General features: G+C 71.7%; 19 protein-coding genes and 1 riboswitch. Of the genes, 8 read left to right on the plus strand and 11 right to left on the minus strand.

What is annotated here, in order from left to right; genetic code table 11:
• Positions 1-88: 88 nt before the first annotated feature.
• Positions 89-1,144 (minus strand): hemolysin family protein, encoded by a 1,056-nt coding sequence (locus tag VJ976_RS00145; RefSeq protein WP_324097717.1) that lies wholly within the window; start codon positions 1,142-1,144, stop codon positions 89-91.
• Positions 1,141-2,583 carry a hemolysin family protein gene (locus VJ976_RS00150; RefSeq protein ID WP_324097718.1) on the minus strand — a complete coding sequence of 481 codons (1,443 nt, stop codon included), beginning with the start codon at positions 2,581-2,583 and terminating at the stop codon, positions 1,141-1,143. The genes VJ976_RS00145 and VJ976_RS00150 overlap by 4 nt, the downstream gene beginning before the upstream one ends.
• A 124-nt stretch (positions 2,584-2,707) precedes the next feature.
• On the opposite strand from VJ976_RS00150, the gene VJ976_RS00155 reads away from it, so the two are divergent.
• From VJ976_RS00155 to VJ976_RS00185, 7 genes are all read left to right on the plus strand, one after another.
• Positions 2,708-3,124, plus strand: a complete 417-nt coding sequence (locus tag VJ976_RS00155; RefSeq protein ID WP_324097720.1) for a CrcB family protein — start codon at positions 2,708-2,710, stop codon at positions 3,122-3,124.
• Between the two features lie 14 nt (positions 3,125-3,138).
• Positions 3,139-3,498 (plus strand): CrcB family protein, encoded by a 360-nt coding sequence (locus VJ976_RS00160; RefSeq protein WP_324097722.1) that lies wholly within the window; start codon positions 3,139-3,141, stop codon positions 3,496-3,498.
• 46 nt (positions 3,499-3,544) lie between these two features.
• On the plus strand, positions 3,545-4,738 hold the full coding sequence (locus tag VJ976_RS00165; protein ID WP_324097724.1) for a DNA repair exonuclease: 1,194 nt from the start codon (positions 3,545-3,547) through the stop codon (positions 4,736-4,738).
• Positions 4,735-7,365 (plus strand): AAA family ATPase, encoded by a 2,631-nt coding sequence (locus tag VJ976_RS00170; RefSeq protein ID WP_324097726.1) that lies wholly within the window; start codon positions 4,735-4,737, stop codon positions 7,363-7,365. The genes VJ976_RS00165 and VJ976_RS00170 overlap by 4 nt, the downstream gene beginning before the upstream one ends.
• 110 nt (positions 7,366-7,475) lie before the next feature.
• Positions 7,476-7,940, plus strand: coding sequence for an SRPBCC family protein (locus tag VJ976_RS00175; RefSeq protein WP_324097728.1), 465 nt, complete (start codon positions 7,476-7,478; stop codon positions 7,938-7,940).
• A gap of 150 nt (positions 7,941-8,090) precedes the next feature.
• A riboswitch (cyclic di-AMP (ydaO/yuaA leader) is annotated at positions 8,091-8,258 on the plus strand.
• Positions 8,259-8,260: 2 nt separating this feature from the next.
• Positions 8,261-9,094: an NlpC/P60 family protein gene (locus VJ976_RS00180; RefSeq protein WP_324097730.1), complete on the plus strand. Its 834-nt coding sequence runs from the start codon at positions 8,261-8,263 to the stop codon at positions 9,092-9,094.
• 126 nt (positions 9,095-9,220) lie between these two features.
• Positions 9,221-10,036, plus strand: coding sequence for an AMIN-like domain-containing (lipo)protein (locus tag VJ976_RS00185; protein WP_324097732.1), 816 nt, complete (start codon positions 9,221-9,223; stop codon positions 10,034-10,036).
• Positions 10,037-10,068: 32 nt separating this feature from the next.
• On the opposite strand, the gene VJ976_RS00190 is transcribed toward VJ976_RS00185, so the two are convergent.
• Together VJ976_RS00190 and VJ976_RS00195 are read right to left on the minus strand one after the other, a co-directional pair.
• A complete protein-coding gene (locus VJ976_RS00190; protein ID WP_324097734.1) occupies positions 10,069-11,061 on the minus strand; it encodes an MDR family oxidoreductase in 993 nt (330 codons plus the stop codon).
• A gap of 18 nt (positions 11,062-11,079) precedes the next feature.
• On the minus strand, positions 11,080-12,891 hold the full coding sequence (locus VJ976_RS00195) for an alpha-amylase family glycosyl hydrolase (protein ID WP_324097736.1): 1,812 nt from the start codon (positions 12,889-12,891) through the stop codon (positions 11,080-11,082).
• Positions 12,892-13,025: 134 nt separating this feature from the next.
• Here VJ976_RS00195 and VJ976_RS00200 point away from each other — a divergent pair, with 134 nt between their 5' ends.
• Positions 13,026-14,336, plus strand: a complete 1,311-nt coding sequence (locus VJ976_RS00200; protein ID WP_324097738.1) for a hypothetical protein — start codon at positions 13,026-13,028, stop codon at positions 14,334-14,336.
• On the opposite strand, the gene VJ976_RS00205 is transcribed toward VJ976_RS00200, so the two are convergent.
• From VJ976_RS00205 to VJ976_RS00235, 7 genes are all read right to left on the minus strand, one after another.
• Entirely contained in the window at positions 14,253-14,957 is a 705-nt protein-coding gene (locus tag VJ976_RS00205; RefSeq protein WP_324097739.1) for a class I SAM-dependent methyltransferase, read from the minus strand. The genes VJ976_RS00200 and VJ976_RS00205 overlap by 84 nt on opposite strands.
• On the minus strand, positions 14,954-16,099 hold the full coding sequence (gene rffA / locus VJ976_RS00210) for a dTDP-4-amino-4,6-dideoxygalactose transaminase (RefSeq protein WP_324097740.1): 1,146 nt from the start codon (positions 16,097-16,099) through the stop codon (positions 14,954-14,956). Before rffA ends, VJ976_RS00205 begins: the two co-directional genes overlap by 4 nt.
• On the minus strand, positions 16,096-16,857 hold the full coding sequence (locus VJ976_RS00215; RefSeq protein WP_324097742.1) for a sulfotransferase domain-containing protein: 762 nt from the start codon (positions 16,855-16,857) through the stop codon (positions 16,096-16,098). The genes rffA and VJ976_RS00215 overlap by 4 nt, the downstream gene beginning before the upstream one ends.
• Positions 16,854-17,816, minus strand: a complete 963-nt coding sequence (locus VJ976_RS00220) for a glycosyltransferase family 2 protein (RefSeq protein WP_324097744.1) — start codon at positions 17,814-17,816, stop codon at positions 16,854-16,856. Before VJ976_RS00220 ends, VJ976_RS00215 begins: the two co-directional genes overlap by 4 nt.
• Before the next feature lie 23 nt (positions 17,817-17,839).
• A complete protein-coding gene (locus tag VJ976_RS00225; protein ID WP_324097746.1) occupies positions 17,840-19,324 on the minus strand; it encodes a glycosyltransferase family 87 protein in 1,485 nt (494 codons plus the stop codon).
• A gap of 99 nt (positions 19,325-19,423) precedes the next feature.
• Complete coding sequence (locus VJ976_RS00230; RefSeq protein WP_324097748.1) at positions 19,424-19,819, minus strand: hypothetical protein; 396 nt, start codon at positions 19,817-19,819, stop codon at positions 19,424-19,426.
• A gap of 68 nt (positions 19,820-19,887) precedes the next feature.
• A complete protein-coding gene (locus VJ976_RS00235; protein ID WP_324097750.1) occupies positions 19,888-22,842 on the minus strand; it encodes a BTAD domain-containing putative transcriptional regulator in 2,955 nt (984 codons plus the stop codon).
• Positions 22,843-22,864 lie beyond the last annotated feature (22 nt).

Here is a 22,864-nt window from a genome sequence, read left to right on the forward strand (position 1 = left end):
AAGGCCCCGTCCACCAGGACGGGGCCTTCGTCGTCGGTCGGGTCCTGTGGTGTGGGCCGCGGTCCAACGCCGGTGCCTGGTCACGCCCTCATGGCCGGACGTTCGCAGCGTCGGTCTCGTCGTCGAACTCCCCGAGGATCTGCTCGAGGATGTCCTCCAGCGAGACCAGGCCCGCCAGGCTCCCGGACGCGTCGTGCACCAGCGCCATCTGGGCACGCTCCCGCCGCATGGCGGAGACGGCGTCGATCAGTGGCATGTCCCGAGCAAGCCACACGGGCTCCTGCAGCAGGTCGGTCACCGGTGTTCCGGCGTGCCCTCGCGAGGTCGAGCGCATCGCGTCGCGGACGTGCACGAGGCCGATGACCGCGCCCGTGGGGTCGCGCACGAAGAGCCGTGACCGACCGCTGTCGTGGCAGGCGAGCTCGACGTCGCGCGCGGTGCCGGTGTCCGGGATCGTGACAGCGTCGTCCAGGCCGAACATCACGGTGGACAGCTTCTCCTCCTCCAGCCGCAGCGCACCGGTCAGCATCTGATGGTCGGCGTCGGGCAGGACCCCGTGCTGGTGTGACTCGGCGAGCAGCATCTGCAGGTCGGCCGGGCCGTGGGTGGCCGACTCCACCGTGTCGACGGGCTCCACCCTCACGGCTCGCAGGCAGCTGTTGGCCAGGCCGTTGAGCACGAACAGCACCGGCCGGAAGGCCCAGGTGAAGGCCCGGAACGGCAGCGCGACCAGAAGCGCCGAGGTCTCGGGGTGGGAGATCGTCCAGGACTTCGGGGCCATCTCACCGATGACCATGTGAAGGAACACGACGATCGACACGGCGACCAGGACAGCGAAGACGTGGCTCAGCCCCTCGGGCAGGCCGGTGCTGTGGATCAGGGGCTCGAGGACGTGGGCGATCGCCGGCTCCGAGAGCGCTCCCAGACCCAGCGTGCACAGCGTGATGCCCAGCTGGGCCCCGGCCAGCATCAGCGACAGCTCCCGGTGGGCGTTGACCGCTGCGCGTGCGGCGCGAGAACCGGCCTCGGCCGCCTCCTCCAGCCGGTGCCGCTTGGCCGCGACGACAGCGAACTCGCTGGCCACGAAGAAGCCGTTCAAGGCCAGCAGCACCACCGAGATGAACAGGGCGAGGCCGGTGCTCATCGACGGCTCCGGCCCGGGAGCTCCGCTTCGCCCCGGGAGCTCGCAGAGGGGTCGTCCTCGTCCGCACGCGCCTCGGGCCCACCCGGATGGCCGGGGTCGATCTCGGTGTACGCGGGCGGGTGGACGGCCACCGTCTCCGGGACGTGGCGGGCGATGGTGAGCACGTCGATGTCGGCGCTGACCGCGAGCTCCTCCCCTTCTACGTCACGAGTGGTCCACGTGACCGTGACCGAGTCGCCATCCTGGGGCACCCGTCCCAGCCGGTGCATCACCAGGCCCGAGAGGGTGTCGTAGTCCTCGTGCTCCGGCAGCGCGATGTCGGTCAGGGACTCGACCTCGTCGATCCGCATCCGGGCGGCGAGCTGCCAGACGCCATCGTTGCGCGCGGCGGGCTCGGCCTCCTCGTCGTCGTCCTCGTCCCAGATCTCCCCGACGACCTCCTCGGCGACGTCCTCGAAGGTCAGGACCCCCGCGAAGCCGCCATGCTCGTCCACGACCACCACCAGCTGGCGGTGCCGCTGCCGCATCTCCTCCAATACGCGGGGTAGCGGCAGCGACTCCGGCAGGATGAGGGACTCGTCCGCAAGCTCGCGCACGGGGACGGAGCCGCGGTCCTCGGCGGGAACGTTCAGCAGCTCGTGCAGACCGATGACCCCCACGATGTCGTCGATGTCGCGCCCGATGACCGGAAAGCGCGAGTGACCCGTGTCCAGGAGCTCCAGCACGCGGCTGGCCGGCTCGTCGGCCTGGACGGTCTGCACGTCGATCCGGGGGGTCATCACCTCTTCGGCGGCATGACCGCGAAAGGCCAGACCGCGCCCCAGCAGCGTGGTCAGGTCCTCGTCGAGCAGGCCGCCCATCGCGGAGTCGGCGATGATGCGTGAGAGGTCCTCTGGCGTCGCTCCCTGCGGCAGCTCCTCGACGGGCTCGATGCCGAACGAGCGCAGCAGCGCGTTGGAGGTCTTGTCGAACAGCGCGATCACCGGGCCGGCGACGAGCAGGTACACCAGGGTGGACCGGGACAGTGCCCGGGCCAGCGGCACGGGCCTGGCGATGGCGAGGTTCTTCGGCCCGAGCTCGCCCAGGACCATCTGCACAGCCGTGCTGAGGCCCAGCGTGATAGCCAGCGACAGGGTCAGGGAAGCCCCGGCGGACAGGCCGGTGACCCCGATCGCCTCGGCCAGGCCACGGCCCATCAACGGCTCTCCCGCGAACCCCACGAGCAAGGCGGTCACGGTGATGCCGAACTGGGCCCCCGACAGGGTGAACGACAGCCGCGAGGTGACGTCGAGGGCGCGGCGGGAGGCGGCGTCACCGTCGTCGGCCAGCTGCTGCAGCTTGCCGCGGTCCACCGAGACGTAGGCGAACTCCTGCGCCACGAAGTAGCCCGTGGCCACCGTCAGGAGCAGGATCACCAGGAGTCCGCCGAGGATCAGCACGGACGGCAGCCACCTTCTCCGTGGAGCGGGACCGGTCGGCGCACGCCGGTGAGGGAGCCGGGTCTTCGTGCCCTCCTGCTGCTCATGACATCAGGCTACTGGACCTTCCCCGTAGGCTCGGGCCGTGAGCCGGACGGGGAGGATGGCCGGGGCGGTGGCCATCGGCGGGGCGCTCGGTGCGCTGGCCCGGGCCGGTATCGAGCTGGCGGTCGGCGTGGGCGGCGATGCCTTCGCCTGGCCCGTCCTGCTCGTGAACGTGCTCGGCAGCTTCGCGCTGGGCGCACTGAGCGTGCTCGCGCTGGCGCGTCGTGCACCGCAGTGGGTGGGTCCCGCGCTCGGCACCGGGTTCCTGGGTGGCTTCACGACCTTCTCGGCCTACGTGGTGGGCGCCGAGGTGATGCTGGGTTCCGGGGCGGCCCTGCTGGCGCTGGGCTATGCCCTGCTCACGCCGGTGCTGTGCGTGGCGGCCGCGGCGCTGGGCACGCAGACCGTTCGTCTCGTCCACGGCTCACCGGGCCCCGGCCGCCCAGCGCAGCGCTAGCGGCGGAGGGTCGAGTGACGCTGTCGATCGTCCTGGCGGTGGCCGTGGGCGGAGCCGCCGGTGCAGTGCTGCGCTACCTCAGTGGTCTGTGGTGGGGCAGCCTGCGGGGGACCTTCGTGGCGAACACGGTCGGGTGTGCGCTGCTCGGGTCGCTGGTGGCTTGGGCCCCCGGGGACACGCAGGCGGGCGCTCCGTGGTGGTATGCCCTGCTGACCCTCGGCCTCGCCGGCGCTCTGTCCACCTGGAGCACCCTGGCCATGCAGGTCTACGACCTGGCCACCCGGGACCGGGGTGCAGCCGTGGGATACCTGTTGGTGACTCTCGGCGCCGGCGGGCTGGTGGCCCTGGTTCCCCTGCTCGCGTGGGGACACTGACCCGATATCCGCGGGATTGTCGGCGCCCGGACCTAGCGTGACGGGCATGGTGACCTTTCTGCACACCGCGGACTGGCAGCTCGGGATGACACGGCGTTGGCTGGAGCCCGAGGCGCAGGCCCGTTTCGACGACGACCGGGTGCGCGCGATCCGTCGGGCAGGCCGGCTCGCGCGGGAGCAGGGTTGTGAGTTCGTGGTGGTGGCCGGCGACGTCTTCGAGCACAGCCAGCTGCGGGAGGCGACGGTGCGCCGCGCCCTGGAGGCCATGGCCGAGGTGGAGCTGCCGGTCTATCTGCTTCCCGGCAACCACGACCCGTTGGACGTGGTCAGCCTCTACCGCCAGGAGCGGTTTCGCCGACACTGCCCGGCCAACGTCACGGTGCTGGAGGAGGTGGGCCCGCATCGGGTGGCCGACGCGGTGGAGATCGTCGCGGCTCCGTGGCGAGGCAAGCATCCCGAGGAGGACCTCGTGGCCGCCGCGCTCGCGGCGGTTCCGCCGCCGGCATCGGGGACGGTGCGGCTCGTGGTGGGCCATGGCGGCGCCGATCTGCTCGACCCGCAGGGTTCCCGGCGCGCCACGGTCGGCATCGATGGCCTGCGGGCGGCTGCCGACCGGGGTGAGGTGCACTACGTCGCCCTGGGGGACCGGCACTCCCGCACCGACGTCGGCGGGTACGGCTTCGTCTGGTACTCCGGGGCGATCGAGGTCACGGACTCTCGCGAACAAGCCCCGGGCGACGTTCTCGTCGTGCAGGTCAGCGCGGGACAGGCCCCGGTGGTGCAGCCTCATCACGTCGGTTCCTGGAGCTTCGAGGAGATGGAGCGAGATCTGGTCAGCGCCCAGGACGTCGACGACCTCGTCGATGAGCTGGCGGCCCGTACCGGCAAGGAACGAGTGGTGCTGACGATGCGGCTGCGTGGCGCGCTCGCGCTGGCGGACTACACGCGGCTGCACGAGGCCCTGGAGGGCTACAGCACGGTGTTCGGTGGGCTGCGCGACTGGGATCGCCACGAGGAGCTCGTGGTGCTCCCGCGCGACGCCGAGTGGGACGGTCTCGGGTTGTCCGGGTTCGTGGCCGAGGCGATGTCCGAGATCCGAGACCTGAGCACGTCGGCTTCGACGGAGCCCGTCATCACGGCCTCGTCATCGCCGTCAGAGCACGACCGGGACGATGACGCCCAGAGCGCTCAGGACGCCCTCACGCTGCTGTACCGGCTCAGCGGGGCTGGTCGCCGATGAAGATCCACCGGTTGCGCCTGCGGCACGTCAAGGGCGTCACGGATGTCACCGTCGAGTTCCCGGACTCGGGGCTGCTCGTCATCCAGGGCCCCAACGAGGTGGGCAAGTCCACCCTGCTCGAGGCCTTGGACCGCCTCCTGGACATGAGGCTGAAGTCGACCTCCCGGGCGGCCTCCATCACCGGGCTCCAGCCGGTCGGCCTGGATGTCGGCCCCTACGTGGAGGCCGAGCTCTCGTTGGGTGGGGTCAGGCTCGTGTTCGCCAAGCAGTGGCTGCGTCAGCCGTCCACGGTGCTCACCGTGCTGGAGCCCGCTCGCGAGGTACTGACCGGCGATGACGCGGTGAGCCGCATGACGCAGATCCTGGACCGCGGCCTGGACCGGACGCTTCTCGAGGCCCTGCGGTGCGCTCAGTCCGGGTCGCTGCGGGGTATCGAGCTCGACGACAGCGATGCCTTCAGCCGAGCGCTGGACGCGGCCGGAGGCACCGAGCTGCACACCGACGAGGGCGCCGACCTGGTGAGCGCGGCGCAGCAGGAGTACGAGCGCTACTACACCGCGACAGGCCGGCCCACGGGAGCCCTGCGGGTCGCGGTCGAGACGCTCAACGCGGCTACGGACACGGTGGTGGAGACCCAACGGGCGCTGGCGGAGGCCGATGAGCTGGTCGCCCGGCGCCTCGAGGCGGCGACCACGCTGGCGGCCGCCGAGGCTGAGCTGCCCGCAGCCGACGAGGAGTGGGTCGCGGCCGGCCAGGCCGTCCAACACCTCGAAGCGGAGCGGGCACGCCGAGCCCGCGCCGAGGAACGGCTGGTCGTCGCCACCGCCGAGCTGCGCCGAGCCGAGCAGGACCAGCGGGCGCGTGCTCGGCTGGTCGAGGAGGTCGCTGAGCGCGAGACCACGGTGCAGCGCGCCGAGGCCGACGTGCTGGAGTCGGAGTCGGCGCTGAGGGACCAGTCGCAGGCCGAGAAGAGCGCCCAGGCGGAGTGCTCCAAGAGCGAGGAAGAGCTCGCCGGGGCTGATGCGGAGTACGAGGCAGCCGCCGCGGCGCTGCGGAGCGCGCGCGAGCAGGCCGAGACCGCGCAGATGACGCAGCGCCTGCGCGCGGCGCGCACGCTGACCGAGGGGCTCGAGGGTGCCCGGGAGCGGTTGGCGGCTGAGCCCGTCTCGCCGTCCGCGCTTCGAGAGCTCGAGGAGCTGGAGCGCGAGCTCGCCGTGGCCTCAGCCGGCGCGGATGCGGCGTCCACCACCTTGACGCTTCAGGCCGTGGCCGGTCCGCGCACGGTGCGGCTGAACGAGCAGACCGTCTCGCTGGAAGAGGCCGGGGCGAGCACGGAGCACCAGGTGGCCCAGGGCGTCGAGCTGATGGTCGACGGGCTGAGCGTGCAGATCCAACCGCATCCCGAGGCGGTGCGACTGGGCGGTCAGCGGGAGCGGCTGAGGGAGGAGCTGCAGCGACAGCTGAGCGCTCTCGGCTGCGCGAGCCTGGTCCAGGCCCGCCGGCGAGCCGTCGCTCGCGAGCGTGTCCAGCACGATGTCGACCGCCTGGCGGAGCAGCTGGCCAACGCGCTGGCCGGTGCTGAGCTGGACGAGCTGAGCCGGGCGGTCGCCGCTCGCGCCGACCTGGCCGGCGGTGAGGCCCCGGCCACCGACCTCGAGACCGCCACCCGGCAGACCGCTCACGGCGAGGAGCGGTTGCTCGAGGCGAGGCGAGACGCCGAGCACGCTCGTCGAGTGCTGACCGACCGGTCCACCTCGCTGCTGTCGAGCCGAAGCGCCCGCGAGCTTGCCCGGGCTCGGCGGCGTAGCGCGCTCGACGAGCTCGAGCGTGTCACCGGCGAGCTCGACCGTGCCCGGGCGGTCCACGACGACGAGGGCCTTGTCGGCTCCGTGCACGCTCACGCTCAGGCCGTCCAGGAAGCACGGGCTCTGCTCGGTGAGGCGAGCGCCTCACCGGTGGGCGATGACACCGCCTCGTCGGTGGAGCTTCGGCTCGCCGCGGCGAGCGAACGGCGCGCGCGAGCACGGGCACAGCTGGACGCAGCGCGCGCCGAGTTCCACGACGTCAAGGGCCGCTTGGAGGTGACGGCGGCCGAAGGTCGCCACGAGGCGCACGAGCGTGCCCAGCAGGTGCTCGAGGACGCACGGCGCCGCTACGAGTCGGTCGCCCGGCGTGCGCGGGCGGCACGGCATCTGCATACCACCTTGCAGCGTCACCGCGACCAGGCGCACGAGAGCTATGCGGCGCCGTACGCCCGCGAGATCGAACGCCTGGGGGCGGCCGTCTACGGCGACTCGTTCGCGGTCAGCGTGGACTCGCGGCTGGCCATCACCCACCGTGAGCTGGACGGGGTGCGCGTGCGGTTCGACCAGCTCTCCGGCGGCGCGGCCGAGCAGCTGGGCATCCTCGCCCGTCTCGCCGTGGCTGCGATGGTGGACGACCAGCACTGCGCCCCTGTGGTGATCGACGACGCCCTGGGTTTCACCGACCCCGAGCGGCTGGAGCGGATCGGGCGGGTCGTCGGAAGCTCCGGTCAGCAGCACCCGGGCCAGATCATCGTGCTGACCTGCACCCCGCACCGGTACGACGGAGTCGCTGGAGCGCACCGGGTGACGTTGAGCGCCTGAGCGCCTCGGCGATCCGCCGCAGTCGAGGGTGCACTAGCGTGGAGAGCTCTCACGGTCGGCCGCCCAGCCGGACCCGTGCGACCCACCCGTCACGAACTCAGGAGACCTGCATGACCGAGCAGCACAGCACCACCGTCCAGCGCACCATCGTGGCCTCGAACGCTGAGATCTTCGCGGTGCTGTCCAACCCGGAGAACCACGTACGTATCGACGGCTCCGGGTTCGTCCGCTCGGTGGACCACGGTGACCGCATCACCGGCACGGGCCAGGTGTTCACGATGAACATGTCCGGTGACCACATGGGCGGCGACTACCAGACCGACAACCACGTCACGGGCTTCGACGACGGGGCTCTGCTGGCCTGGCAGACCACCCCCGCCGGGACCGAGCCCTACGGGTGGGAGTGGGTCTGGCGGCTGGAGCCTCAGGGGCCCGACGCGACCTTGGTCTCGCTGACGTATGACTGGAGTAAAGTCACCGACCAGGATGTTCTGGCCCAGGTCAAGTTTCCCTTGGTGCAGCAGAGCGCGCTGGAGGAGTCGCTCGGCAATCTCGCTGCCGTAGTGGACTCCTGAGCTCAGCGGGGGGACGAGGGCGGCGTGCTGAAGTTTCAACCTTTCGTTACCTGAGCGTGACATTACAGGCGATCTGTGCGTACGCTCTGTCGCACTTCTCCACACGAGAAGTCCCAGACGGTCGTCGAGTCCTGTCACCGTTCTCGGGTGTCGCTCTACTTGCCGTCTGACAGGAGCGGGGGACCCACTCTCGTCGGCGCGTCGCGAGACGCGCCTTGGGGTGAAGTCCGGATCGCGCCCGTGTTGCGCGTCCGGGCCGGGTACATGTCTCCACCCGAACCCGACAGCTGACCCCGTAGGCGTATGGAGAGAGTTCACTCATGCCCAGATCCACTCCAGGGCGCCATCGGGCGCCTCGTCGCGCATCCGTCAAGCCCTTCATGCGAGCCAGCCTGACCATGGCGATCACCGGTGGGTTGGCGTTGTCCACCGCGTCCACCAGCGCTGCCGCGCCGGCCCCCGTCAGTGCGGCGTCACCGTCGGCACCGGCTGCTGCGCCGATGGCACTCTCGGCTGCGGCAGGGTCGGCTGCTGCGACGGTGGGTGCCGCCGCGACCTCGCCGACGCTGGTGCTGCCCACGGTGAGCGTCCCGAAGCTCAGGCGGGGCTCGCGAGGCAGCGCGGTCCGACGGGTGCAGCGAGTGGTCGGGGTCTACGCCGACGGCGTCTTCGGCCCCCGGACCCACCGCGCCGTCAAGCGCTTCCAGGGCCGCAAGGGCCTGTACCGGGATGGGATCGTCGGGCCGAGGACGGCACGAGCGATGGGCTTCACCTACTCCTCGCGCGGCTCCTACTCCGCCTCGCGTGGCTCGGCGCGGTCCTCCAGGGTGCTCTACCACGCGCGTCGTAACCTCGGGGCGCGCTATCGCTACGCGGGCAGCACCTACTACGGCGGTTTCGACTGCTCCGGCTACGTCTACCGCGTGTTCCGCAACGCGGGCATCAGCATCCCGCGAACGGCGGCCGGCATCCAGCGCCGGGCCCGTCGGGTGTACAGCCCGCGTCCAGGGGACCTGGTGTTCTACAACTGGCCCGCTACGCACGTCGGCATCTACGCCGGTGGCGGGATGATGTACGACTCCGGGCGCTCGACCCGGGGCACCACCAAGCGCCGGCTCTTCCCCGGCCGGGTGAACTACGGCCGGATCGGCTGACCTGCTTCGATGCAGACCGGGGCCCATGGTGAGATGCTCACCATGGGCCCCGCTCCGGTCTTGGCACGGCCTCCCTTGCCGACCGGTGCGCCCGCGTCTAGGTTCTGAGCAACGAAAGGTGGCCCGATGAAATCCGGTATCGCGTGGCTCTCGGGCCTGGTGGCTCTGACCCTGTCCGTCTCCGCCTGCGATGCCTTCAGCAGCGGCTCCTCGTCCCAGGACAGCCAGCAGCAGGACACCCCGGCCGAGGACTCGTCCGAGACCAGCGGTGCTTCGGGCCAGGGCGACTCCGACGCGAGCACGGCGACCGGCGACGATACCGACCTCGCCACGGCCACCGGAGGCGACACCGACTCCCAGACCGCCACCGCCCTGCCCACCGGGGGCGACATGGCGACGTCGACCGGCGACACCGACGTCAGCACGGCCACCGCGGGGGCAGAGGAGCCGGAGGGGTCGGCGGACGCCCCGACGCAGACGCCGGCCGACCGGGAGCTCGAGGAGCCGTCGCTGGACCCCGCGCAGTCTTCGCCCAGTGGACAGCCCGACCTGCTGTCCACCTCCGTGCGCATCGGCGCACACGAGGACTACGACCGGGTCGTGTTCGACCTCGAAGGTGAGGGCACGCCGGGCTACAGCGTGTCCTACGTGCAGAGCGCGGTCGAGAGCGGGAGTGGCGCCGTCCTGGACGTGGACGGCGATGCAGTGCTCCAGGTCGTGATCACCGGCACCCGGTATCCGGACGAGACCGAGGCGTACGAAGGAGGCCCGGGCGTGTACGCGCTGGACGCCGCGGATGTCGTCGAGGAGGTCAGGCTCTCCGGAACCTACGAAGGTCGCACGCAGGCCTTCATCGGCGTCGACGATCAGGACACGCCCTTCCGCGTGTTCACGTTGAGCGACCCGGCCCGCGTGGTCGTCGACGTCGCGCACGAGCAGTAGGAACGAGCCGACCGCGGGCGGCGCGGCACGGCCTACGGCCGGGGTTCGACGACCGTCCGCCCGCGGACCTGTCCGGCGAGGATCTGCCGGGCTCGCTCACTGACCTCTGACAGTGAGACCACGCTGGTCATGCCCTCGAGCAGCTCGGCCGACAGCTCGTCGGCCAGGGCCGACCAGGCGGCCTCGCGTGCCGCCACCGGCGCCTGCACGGAGTCGACGCCCTGGAGTCGCACACCCCGCAGGATGAACGGCATCACGGTGCCCGGCAGGTCGAACCCGCCCGCGAGCCCGCACGCGGCGACGGTTCCGCCGTAGCGGGTCTGTGCCAGGACCTTGGCCAACATCGTCGAGCCCACGGTGTCCACCGCCCCGACCCAGGTCTCCTGCTCCAGCGGCTTGGGCTGCGCGCTCATCTCCTCGCGGTCGCGGAAGTCGGTGGCTCCCAGCCCGCGGAGGTACTCGTGGTGCTCCGGCCGACCCGTCACCGCGGTCACCTCGAAGCCGCGCCCGGCGAGCAGTGCGATCGCGACGCTGCCCACCCCGCCGGCTGCGCCCGTCACCAGGACGGGCCCGTCCGAGGGCCGCACACCGCCCGCCTCGAGAGCCTGGACACACAGCATCGCCGTCAGCCCGGCGGTCCCGATGCTCATCGCCGTCAGCGCGCTCATGCCGTCCGGGCGCCCGACCAACCACTCCGAGCGCACGGACTGCCGGGCGGCGTACCCACCCCAGTAGCGTTCACCGACGCCCCACCCGGTCAGGATGACGGCCTCACCCGGGGCGAAGCGGTCCGAGGTGCTGGAGGCGACCGTCCCGGTGAGGTCGATCCCCGGCACCATCGGGTAGGCGCGCACGATGCGTCCCTTCCCGAGCAGCGCCATGCCGTCCTTGTAGTTCAGCGAGGAGTAGTCCACGTCCACCACCACGTCGCCCTCGGGCAGGTCGGCCTCCGTGAGCTGCTCGACGCCGCTCGTCGGTCCCTCGTCACCTTCGCGGATGACCAGGGCAGGGAAAGAGTCGGTCATGAGTTGTCCTCTCGTGGCTCAAGCGTCCTGCGAGTAGATCACGGCCGCATAGGGGCCGACGGTGACGCGTCCTCGCTGGGGATAACCGTCGCACCACTCGGGCTCGCTGTCGACGGCACTGGCGTGCACCCGGCCCAGGCCCGGGCCGAACAGCGGGGAGTCCGTGTTGCAGCGCACGTGCCAGCGACCGGCACGCGGCAGCCCCACGCTGTAGTCCCACACGGGCTCGGTCGTGAGGTTCACCACCACCACCGTGTCGTCACCGGGCCCACCGTGGTGCCAGCGGTGGAAGGCGAGGACCTTACGGTCGTCGTCGGCCCGGATCACGTGCGTGTGCCGACCGCTGAGGCCGCGAGTGCGACCGGTGAGGTTGCGGCGCAGCCCCACCAGCTGCCGGGTCAGGTGCAGGAACCCGGCGTGGCGGTGAGCCTTGTCCCAGTCCACCGGCGTGCGGTCGTCGAACCAGCGGTCCTCGGCGACGTCCTGGCCTTGGAAGAGCATCGGGATGCCCGGCGAGGTCATCGTCAGCGCGATGCCGAGGGATGCCCGGGTGCGGGCATGCCAGGAGTCGGCCCGGCCGGGCGCGATCGACTCGGTGACGCGGCTGCGGCCGTTGGCGACCTCGTCGTGGGACTCGGTGTAGATGACCCGCTCGTGCGGCGCCGACAGGTGGGAGGCACGCACCGCGGCGGCCACGGCATGCACCTGGCGCGACCCGTCGTCGTGGGTCTCCAGGGCCTCGCGCACGGGATGCACGAAGCCCGCGTCCCACTGGGAGTGGAACCCCAGCCCGCCCTGTTCGCTGGGCCGGGTGACCGTCGGGTCCTGCTGCATGTCCTCGGCGATGAGGATCTTCCACGGCTGTCGGGCGCGCAGGTCGGCGGTCATCGAGGCCAGGAAACGGTGGCCGGCCCCCAGCCGCTCGCCGGGATGGTGGATGTTGCCCCACCGCGACCGGATGAACTGCGTGGCGTCGAAGCGCAGCCCGTCGACGCGGAAGTCCTCCAGCCACATCACGGCGGAGTCGCGCAGGTAGTTGCGCACGTGCTTGCGGTCGTAGTTGGGCCGGGTCGCACCCCACGGCGTGAGCGCGCGGCGGTCGTTGTAGAAGTAGCTGCCTCCGTAGCGGGACTTGCGGCCGCCGTCCAGGCGCCACAGGTGCAGGTCGCCGGGGCCCAGGTGGTTGTAGACCACGTCGAGCAGTACGGCGATCCCGCGGTCGTGGGCCGCCTGCACGAAGCGCGCGAAAGCCTGCGGCCCACCGTAGGAGCTCTCGATCGCGAAGAGGTGCGACGGGTTGTACCCCCAGCTGACGGGCCCCGCGAAAGCGAACGGCGGCATCACCTCCACCGCCGTCACGCCCAACCAGGCCAGGTGGTCGAGGCGGTCGATGGCTCGGTCGAACGTACCGGCGCGCCAGCCCTCGGCCGCGAAGGTGGGGATGTGGACCTCGTAGATCACCAGGTCGTCCCACCCCGGCATGGAGAACGCGCGCTCCCCCCAGCTGAGCCGGCGGGGGTCGAAGACCACGGCGTCCCCGTCGGAGTGGGTCACCTCGCGTGCGACCGGGTCGATCCGCGATCGGTAGGGGCCCCCGCTGCGGATGAGATAGCGGTACTTGGCACCCGGCCAGGCGCCCGGCACGAAGGTCGACCACGTGCCGGACCGTGCGCTGTCGCGGGCCATCCGCGCACGGCTGGTCGGGTCCCAGCCGCAGAAGTCGCCTGTCACCGCCACCTGCCGGGCGTTGGGGGCCCAGACCCGGAAGGTGACGCCGCCGTCGTGGGGCACCGCCCCCATCCCGGGGTGGGTGGAGGGTGAGGCCGGCACGATGACCGATCGTAGACGGCAGCACCGACGGGACCGCTCAGGCGCACGGCTCAGCACACCGGCTTCACGAGCCCCGGGCCGGGCGCCCCGGGATGCACGTGGGATGGCGGCGGGTTCCGGCACAATGAGCCACGATGAGCCAGCCAACGTCGGGAGCGCCCGCTGCGACCCGGGGTCGACGCGACGCCGCGATGCTGGCGGCCGGGTCCACCGTCGCGGGCATCTTGGCCTACGTCTTCTTCGCCCTGGTCATCCGAGCCCTGGGCGCCGGGCCGGCCGCACCGGTGGCCGTCCTGTGGGCATGGTGGGGCTTCGCCGGGGCGGCACTGACCTTCCCGGTCCAGCACTGGATCGCGCGCACGGCGGCCACCGCGGCGGGCGAGGCCAGTGTGCGCCGGGGCCTGCCCCCCGTGGCGACAGCGGTGGTCGGAGTGTCCGCGCTGGCGGGGGTGCTGAGCTGGTTGGCGCGAGAACGCCTCTTCGGCCCGGAGGGTGGCTGGTTCCCCATCCTGGTGCTGCTGGTCGGAGTGGGCTCCGGACTGCTGGGGCTGTTGCGCGGCCTGCAGTCGGCCCGGGGTCGCTTCGGTGCCGTGGCCGCCGGGCTGGTGGTCGAGAACGGCATCCGCTGCCTGGCCGCGGTGGTGTTGGTGCTGGCGGGAAGCCACACGCCCGTCTTCTACGGGCTCGCCCTGGTCGCCGGCTACGCGGTGGCGGCGTTGTGGCCCCGGGCCCTGAGCCCGCGTGCGGACGGGCACGGGCGCGGCGTGGGCCCGATGCTCTTCGTCTCGGGTGCCTCCACCGGCCAGCTGATGGCGCAGGTGACCCTCACCGGAGGTCCCGTGCTGCTGGCGGCGATCGGCGGGGCACCGGCTACGGTCACGGCCCTCTTCGCCGGGCTCGCGCTGTTCCGCGCGCCGTACACCCTGGCCCTCGGCCTGGTCGCGGCGTTGACGGGGCGACTGACCTCTTTGGTCGAACGTCGGCGCTGGTCGACCCTGACCCGGATCCGCCGGATCGGCGGGCTGACCACGCTCGTGGCAGCGGCCGCTGGCGGGGTCGCCGGAGCGTGGCTCGGCCCACCCGCGATGGAGCTGGTGTTCGGGCAGGGAGTTCGCCTGGCTCCCGGTGACGCCGCGCTGGTGGCGGTGGGCACGGTCGTCGCCATGGCCAACCTCGTGCTCACGCTGGGGCTGTTGGCCCGCAACCGCTCCGGTGCGGTCGTGGCCGCCTGGCTGATCGCCGCCCCGTTCGGTGCCGCCGCGCACATGCTGGTCTCGCAGGACCCTCTGAGCAGCACGTGCTGGACGTTCCTGGTCGTAGAAGCCGTGGCCTTCGTGGTGCTGGTGGCGTGGGAGAGCCGGTCAGACCGGCTTGTCGGCCGCCAGGAACACCGAGGAGCCGAAGGGCAGGTCACGACGGGTGAGGAGCCGGGCCTCGGTTCGTGACAGGCCGAGGAAGAGGCGTTCCAGGGTGGGGGATACCTCGGGGAGGGTCGCACCCGAGGCCGCCGGTCGCACGCGCCGCAGCACTCGCTCGGCGGCGAAGAAGGGGAACACCCCGGCGAAGCCGTGACTGACCCGTCGGACCGAGTAGCCGGCGCCCGTGACGGCCCGCACCAGACGGCCCCGGGTGTAGCGGCGATGGTGCCCGGCGCGTACGTCGTGGTCGGTCCAGGCCCACTCGTAGGCCGGAACCGACAGCAGCAGCCGGCCACCGGGCTGCAGCACCCGGTGGAACTCCCGGAGCACGGTCGACTCGGGCTCGCAGTGCTCGACCACGTCGAAGGCGCTGACCAGGTCGAAGCTGGCGTCGGCGAACGGCAGCGACAGCGCGGACGCGCAGACGCCGTCCCCGGGGCGCAGGCCGCGCAGGTCCATGTCGAGGCAGGCATGCCTGGGGCTGTCGAGCCAGGCCACGCTGGGCCCGTCGGCACTGCCCACGTCGAGCAGGCGCGTCGGCCCCTGGGCGTGGGGTCCCAGAGCGGCCCGGAGCAGCTCCGAGCGGGCGCGGTACCACCAGTAGTCGGGCTGCTCGATCGACGCCGAGCCCGGTTGCCGGGTGCTCACGAGGTCGACCGCACGGCGTCAATGAGCCCGGTGGCCACCCGGTCGACCTGCTCCGGAGTCAGCGTGTTGTAGAAGGGCAGTCGCACCAGTCGGGCGCTGATGTCACTGGAGACCGGGCACGAGGTCGGCCGGGCGCTGAACCGGCGCCCACCGTCACTGGTGTGCAGGGGGACGTAGTGGAACGTGGTGCGGATGCCCTGCTCCTGCAGCTCCTTCATGACCAGTGGTCGTTGGTGGGCCGAGGGCAGCAGCACGTAGAAGAGGTGCCAGGCCGGGTCACAGGCGTCGGGGACGACGGGCAGGCGGACCCCCAGCTCGGCCGCGGGGTCCGCGAGCGCTTCGGCGTACCCGGTGAAGACCCGACGGCGTCGCTGCTGGATGGAGTCGGCCTGCTCCAGCTGCGCCGTCAGGCACGCCGCGAGCAGGTCGGAGATGCCGAACGAGGAGCCGGTGTCCCGCCAGGAGTACTTGTCCACCTGCCCGAGGAAGAACGCCTGGCGGTCGGTGCCCTTGTCGTACAGGACGCGCGCCCGGTTCACGTCGGCGTCGTCGTGGAGCAGCAGGGCCCCGCCCTCGCCGCAGGTGAAGTTCTTGGTCTCGTGGAACGACAGGCTGCTGTACCGGCCGAGGCCGCCCAGTGGCTCGCCGTGGTAGGCGCCGTAGAGGCCGTGGGCAGCGTCCTCGACGATCACCACGTCGGGGCGGTCGGCGAGCACGCGACGGACCCCGTCGACGTCGCAGGCGATCCCGGCGTAGTGCACGAGGACGACGGCTCGGACCGAGTCGTCCAGCAGCTCGGCCAGGTGCGAGGGGTCGAGCCCGAGCGTCTCCGGCTCGATGTCACAGAACAGGATCTTCGCGCCTTGCCGGGCGAAGGCGAGCGCGCTGGAGGTGAACGTGAAGGAGGGGACGACCACCGTGTCGTCCGGGCCGAGGTCCAGCAGCATCGCGCTCAGCTCGAGCGCAGCGGTGCAGGAGGTCGTGAGCAGCACCTCCTTCGCGCCGGTGGCTTCCGCGAGCATCCGACCCGCCTGCTTCGAGAACGGTCCGCCCGAGGAGGTGTGACCGCTGGCCAGGGCGCGCTGGACGTACTCCAGCTCGGCTCCGGCGATCTCGGGGGCGTTGAAGGGGATGACGGTCATGGGCTCCTCCGGTGAGGCCAAGGCAAGGGGCGAGCGAGCAGCGCGGCCAGCGCTGTGTCGCTGTCGGCATAGTGCTCACGCAGGTCGGCCTCGAGGCCGGGGTCGAGACGATCGTCGGTCGGGGCGCTGGCGTTGACCAGCTCGCCACCGGCGTCGTGGCGGAAGCCCTCGTCGACGCCCAGCCACCGGTAGAGCAGGCCGATCCGATCCGGCTCGGAGCGCACCTCCTCGAGGAACTGCACGTGGACCTCGAAACGCTGGGTCCATCGGCGCAGCTGCTCGGCGTACCGCCCCCGGGAGACATACGCGAACGGGGACACCGAGGTCTTGGCCGGGTCCCACTCCCGAGGCGAGACCAGGTCGGCGCGCAGCGCCTCGTTCAGCGAACGGTCCTCCACCCCGTGGGCGCGGCTGAAGCGGTAGTTGGAGACGGCGCGTGCCACCGGGTCCCGCAGCTGCACGACGATGCGGGGCGCTCCGAGCGTGGTGGCGACCCGGTCGGGTGCGCCGGGCGCCTCGAGGTAGGAGGTGCTCTTCTCCCCGAGCGCGCGCTCGTCGGTGGCGTGGGCGAAGTACTGCTCCCGGTAGCTCGGTGCGTCGTGCGGCCCCGGATGCAGGAAGACCTTGGGCTCGGGGCGCGCCGGGCGCGCCATCGCGATCTGGGGATGGGCTGCCAGCTGGTCGTGCAGCCAGGTCGTGCCACATCGCTGCCCCCCGACGACCAGGAAATGGCGGAGGTGGCGGTCCTGTCGGCTCACCGTCCGACCCTGCGGGTGATGTGGAACGAGGTGTCGTGACTGACGGTGTTCAGGGTGCGGACCACGTACTCACCGATCATCGACAGCAGTGCGATGGTCACGCCGTTGAAGATCGACAGCAGGACCATGATCGAGGTCCACCCGGGCACGCTGACGTCGAAGGCGATGGCGCGCACCACGAGGTAGCCGCCGAACAGGAAGCTGAGCGCCGAGATCGCGAAGCCCACCGTCGCCGCGGCTCGCAGAGGCCAGGAGCTGTAGCTGAACAGGATGGTCAGCACGAGGCGCACGATGCGCGTGAGGTTGTAGTTGCTCTTGCCGACCGGCCGGGCGTCGTGCCGGACGGTGACGTTGGCGCGGTTCTGGGAGAACATCAACGCCTGCCCGGTGATGTACGGGTAGGCAGTGCGTGAGGCCAGGATGCGGTCGACCACGTCACGGCGCAGGATGCGGAAGTTGGAGACCACCAGGTCGTTCGGCTGGCCGAAGACCCGGCGGTTCAGCCGCCCCACCATCATGCTGCCCAGCCGGCGCGGCCCGGCCGCCTGCTTCTGCTCGAACTTGCCGAACACCACCTCGTGTCCACCGCTCACCGCCGCCTCGATGAGGCGCAGCGCCTCCTCGGGGGGGTTCTGCAGGTCGTCGTCCATGGTGATGACGTAGTCGCCGGTCGCCTCCGCGAACCCGGCCAGGTTGGCGTAGTGCTGTCCGTAGTTGCGCATCAGGTCGACCGCGAGCACACGCGGGACGGACTCCGCCCGCTCGGAGATGACCCGCCAGCTCGCGTCCGGGCTCCCGTCGTTGACGCAGATCAGCTCGAAGTCCAGGCCCGCCTGGGTGAAGGTCTCGACGACCCGGTCGATGGTCGTGCCCACGACCTGCTCGCTGTTGTAGACCGGGATGACGATCGAGTACCGGAAGCGCGTGCGGTCCTCGGACACGGGCATGGACGCGGGCATGGTGGGGATGGTGTCACGTTCGCTCACGGGTCGCCCGACACGACATCACGCAGTTCGGCGATGCGCTCCTCGCCGACGTCGAGGCTGACGTACCAGAGGATCCGCGAGGTGCGCCCGATGTACCGGTAGTTCTCCCGCAGGGTGGGCATCAGCCACGGGTAGTAGGCGGGCCGGTCCACCGTGACGAACGTGGGTCGTCGCTGCTCGATGTCGGCGGTGATCCCGGCGAGGCCACCCGGCTCGGTCTCGTCGACGTAGTCCTGCAGGCCGGTGAGGAACATCTGGTGCCGGATCGGGTTGCGCAGTCCTTCGAACACCAGCGGCTGGGGAGAGCCGATCGACTGCACCGTCGCGTCCGGGCCGGCCACGTCCATGATCGCGTCGTGCTCCGCGCGCATCTGGTACATGGTGTCCGGCGAGCGGCTCCAGGCCACGTAACCGGCTCCGGCCGAGACCGCGAGCACGTAGGCCGTGCCCAGTGCCACACCGCCTCGCGCTGAGAAGCGGCCCGCCACGGCACCCACGGCACCGCCGAGCCCGACGGCGGCCAACGGAACGACGAACACCGCGTCCGCCCACCCGTTGAACACCAGCAGCGACCACAGGAACGAGGCCACGGTCGCAGCGCCGGCCGCCACGACCATGCGCCCCGCGGCGTCGGTCGAGCCCCGGGCTCTCCAGCCCAGGACCACGGCGCTGACCAGGCCCGCGATGAGCAGCCACAGCGACCATCCCCACGCGCGTGGCATCTCCCCGGGTAACCGCCAGACGAACTCGGCCAGCCCGACCTGTCTGGTGCTGGTGGCGTTGATGAACAGGAAGCCCTCGAAGAAGGCGTCGAGGGCACCGGCGAAGGCGAAGTAGGCCATGACCGCTGCGGTGGCGAGGATCCCGCCCGACACGAAGCGGACCCAGGCGCCGAACGTGGCGCGCCACCGCCGACGCCAGGGAAGGTGCCCCGCGGCGACCAGGGCGGCCACCAGGCACAGCCAGAACGAGGGTTGCCACGTCAGGGTGGCCAACGCGGTCGCCACCCCGGCCAGCACCCACCGTCGGTGCCGGGTGGCCAGCAACGCGCACACCACCAGCAGCATCATGGTCGTCTTCTCCCGAGGGCCGCCCCCGGCGTAGAGCACCACAGCCCGTGAGGACAGCAGGGTGGCCGCTGCGGCAGCACCGGCGACCCGGGAGGCGAAGGTGTCGCGGCCCAGCAGGTAGGTGAGGTACACGGCCAGCACCGTGAGGACGAACATCATCACCCGCATGGTGACCAGGTCGTCGGTGCCCAGGGCGCGGGCCAGCATGGCGAAGAGGCCGGGAACCATGTGGGCCAGGGGACCGGCCCGGTTCAGCACCCCCTCGTACGGGGGGACGCCCTCGGCGAACTGCTGTCCCGCGTAGGCGTAGAGGGCGAGGTCTCGGGAGAGGACGCCACCGAAACCATGTAACAGGTAGACGCAGGCGCCGAGAGCGGCGACCGCCAGTCCCCACGGGTCGACTCGGCGCACGCGCCACACCCTATAGAGGGTTGCAGGGTGCAGGCTGCGAGGTCTCGCGTGAGCAGTGGTGAGCCGGTCGTGCCGATCGAGCCGCTCGAGCGCGGCGGGTCACCGCAGAGCGGCGACGAGGTCCGACTTGCTCGCTCCCGACATCCCGGTGAGCCCCCGGGCGCGGGCCTCGGCGCGCAGCTGCACGACGGTCCAGCTCTCGTCGGGGGTTCCGGTGCCATCGCTCCCGGTGGTGCCCGGCTCGTCCACGCTGGCCGCCTCGACCTGGTCCTCCGAGGGAGTCGATCGCAACGTCGCCGAGGCCTCCTCGAGCTGCTCCTTGAGCAGGTCGGCCCGGGCCCCCGCCTTGGCGGCCGACTTCTTGTGTGCCTTGGCTTCCTTCTTCCAGCGGTCCTTGCGGTCCTCGGCTTTCGCGAGCTTCTTCTCCGTCTTGGTCAGCTGACCCTTCACCGTGGACAGGTCCTTCTTCAGCTGCTTCTGCTTCTTCTTGGCCATGGTGACTCACTTAGGTCGGACGCTCGGCTGGTTTCGGCGACCCTAGCCCAGCCCCCCTCGGCCCGCACTCACAACGGTGGATGGCTGGATCCGGCCGGATCGCTGACGACCTGCTGGGCTCTGTCCCGGAGCGAGGCGACCACGGCCTCCGCGGCTTCGGCCAGGTCGAGCCAGGACCCGCCGTGGGCCGGGTCCTCCCGGTTCTGCGCAACGCGCAGCGACTCCGCGAGCGCTTCCGCCTCGGTGCCGTAGGAGACGTGCTCCGTGGGCACGTGCTCCAACGTGTCGCCGACCAAGACCGCCTCACGGTCCAGACCCGCGCGCACCAGCAGGGGCACGGCGTTGCGCAGACAGGTCAGCAGCATCGCGGTGCTCCCGTGACCCTTCCAGTGCTCGACGGTGGCGGCGACGGCGGTCAGGGTCGCCGGGGACACCGGGCCGCCGCGCCCCAGCAGGGCGGCCGTGGCGGTCAGCGACACCGAGTGGCTCAGCGATGACACCGGGCCGACATCCACGGCGCGGGCCCGATCCAGCGACGCCAGGGCACCCTCCAGGTCACCGTCGCCACGAGCCTCACCGTCGACGTACCAGGCCAGGCCGATGGCCGAGGGGTTGCGGCTGCGGTGTGCCATCCCCAGGGCCTCCCTGGCGCGAGGTCGACCGTCCTGCCCGCCATAAGCCTCGGCGAGGGCCATCGAGGCTCGTCCGATGGCGGCGTCCGCCAGGTTGCCTCTGCGCAGCGCCGCCTCGCTGGAGAGGCTGTAGTGCTCCCATCCGAGGTCCGGGTCGCCGGTGAACAGGGCGGCATCGCCCAGGATCTCGTGGGCCAGGTACGCGGCCACCCGGTCATCCGCACCGGCCTCTTCCAGTGCCCTCCGGGCCAGCTCCATGCTGCTGGTGTGGTCGTCGCGCAGCCACGCGTGGGTTGCGGCGGCCACCAGCACCCGCGGGGGCGGGGTCGGGTCGACCGCGACGACCCTGTCGGCCCACCCCAGGATCTCCGTGTTCAGCGTGAGGTAGGCCCACCGGCCCAGTGCCTCCACGATCCGCCGGGCAGGCACCACGTCGCCGGCGGAGACGACCTGGTCGAACACCTCGCGCAGGTCGGGCAGGATGCTCGTCAGCCGGGCGGCCCAGGTTGCCTCGTCTGGGCCCGAGAGGGCCGGGTTGGCGTCTTCGGCCACGCGAAGCACCCAGTCCAGGCGCGCCTGAGCCAGCGCCTCTCGCTCCTCGTCGCCACGCAGCTCCCCGGCGAAGGTGCGCAGCGTCTGCAGCAGCCGGAAGCGGCCGGACCCCGGAGGCGAGGGGGCCACCACCATGGAGCGACGCACCAGCTCGGTCACCGCCAGAGAAACCTGCTCCCGGTCCAGCCCGATGCGGCCCAGCACCCGCTGGGCCGCGGCCAGCTCGAACTCCGCAGCGAAGACCCCCACCCCGCGGAAGACCGCTTGCTCGGCCGGGGTCAGCATGTCGTAGGACCACCGCATCGTCTCTCGCAGGGCCCGGTGTCTTTGCGCGCCGACCCTGCTGGTGGTCTGCAGCAGGTCCAGGTGCTCGCGCAGGTCCGACTCCAGGTCGCGCAGGCTCACCGAGTCGACCTGCGAGGCAGCCAGCTCGATCGCCAGGGGCAACCCGTCCAGCCGGCGACAGATCTCGGTGGCTGCACGACGCAGGTCCTCATCGACCTCGAGGCCATGGGCCGCTTCCTGCGCCCGGGTCAGGAACAGCTCGACCGCAGGCGCCGGCTCCGAGCCCACCTGGTCGACCCGGAGCGGCGGGACGGGCAGGACGACCTCGCCCGGCACGTCCAGGCGCCGCCGGCTCGTCACGAGAACGCTCAGCCGGGTCCCACTGGTCACGGCGGTCCGGGCGACCCACGACGCCGGCTCTGCGACGTGCTCGCAGTTGTCCAGTACCAGCAGGCCACTGGCGGTGGTCAGTCGGCGCGTGAGGGTCACGTCCCCGGCCCCGCCGGCGCCGTCGGGGCCACCCGTCGCCGCCAGGACGGCCTGCACCACCGCCTCCGCCCGGGTCACCTGCTGCAGGTCCACCCACCAGCACACCGCCGCGTCCGCCTCGAGGTGCCGGGCCAGGGAGGTCTTACCGACTCCGCCGGGCCCGACGAGCGTCACCACCCGGCCCGGTGCAAGCCGGTCGCGCAGCAGAGCAACGAGCTCGGTGCGGCCCAGGAGCTCACCTGCTTGGTTCACCGGATGGGGCGGCTCGGCCATCGGGCCGGCGCCACCGCTCGCTGTGGACGACCTCTCTCGCCGCAGGACCCGCTGGTGCAACGCGCTGACCTCGGCCGAGGGGTCCAGCCCCAGCTCTTCGGCCAGCAGCCGCCGATACCGGTCGAGCTCTTCCAGCGCCTGGACGCTGTCGCCGGAACGGTCCAAGGCGTCGGCCAGGGGCAGCACCGTCTGCTCTCGCAGCGGGCGTTCGAGCGTGAGGGCCCTCAGCTCCGAGACGGCCTCACCCCACCGGCCCATCTCGGCCAGGGTCGAGGCACGTGTCTCCAGTGCCTGCCAGCGCAGGTCGGTCAGCCGTCCGGCCTCGCCCACGGCGAGGTCGTCCGCGACGTCGTGCCAGGCTGCTCCGCGCCACAGACCCAGGGCCTGCTCGAGAAGGCGCAGCCGGGCCGGCCCGGTGACGGCCTGCGCTGCCGCCACGAGCTCGGTGAAGTGGCAGTCGTCGCGGTCCTGCAGTCGCACGGCGAGCTGGTAGCCGCCGGGCCCCGTGCGCAGCAGGTCTCTGGCCGCGCCGAGAGATCGGCGCAGCCGGGCCACGGCCGTGTGCACGGAGGCGTCGGGGGATGCGGGCGGGTCGTCGCGCCACACATCGTCGACCAGGGTCGAGGTGCGAACGACGCGGCCACGGGCCAGCAGCAGCGACCCGAGCAGCCGGCGCTGGTTCCCCGCGGGAACGGTGCGGTCGCTGCCGTCGACCTGCACCCGCAGGGGGCCGAGGACGCCGATGGCGACCGAGGGGCTGGTCTGTGCGGTGCGAGCCGCCCGGGCTGCCATGACGGCCAGTATGACCGGGACG

Origin of the sequence: Ornithinimicrobium sp. (genome assembly GCF_035267225.1) — a bacterium.
GTDB lineage: Bacteria > Actinomycetota > Actinomycetes > Actinomycetales > Dermatophilaceae > Ornithinicoccus.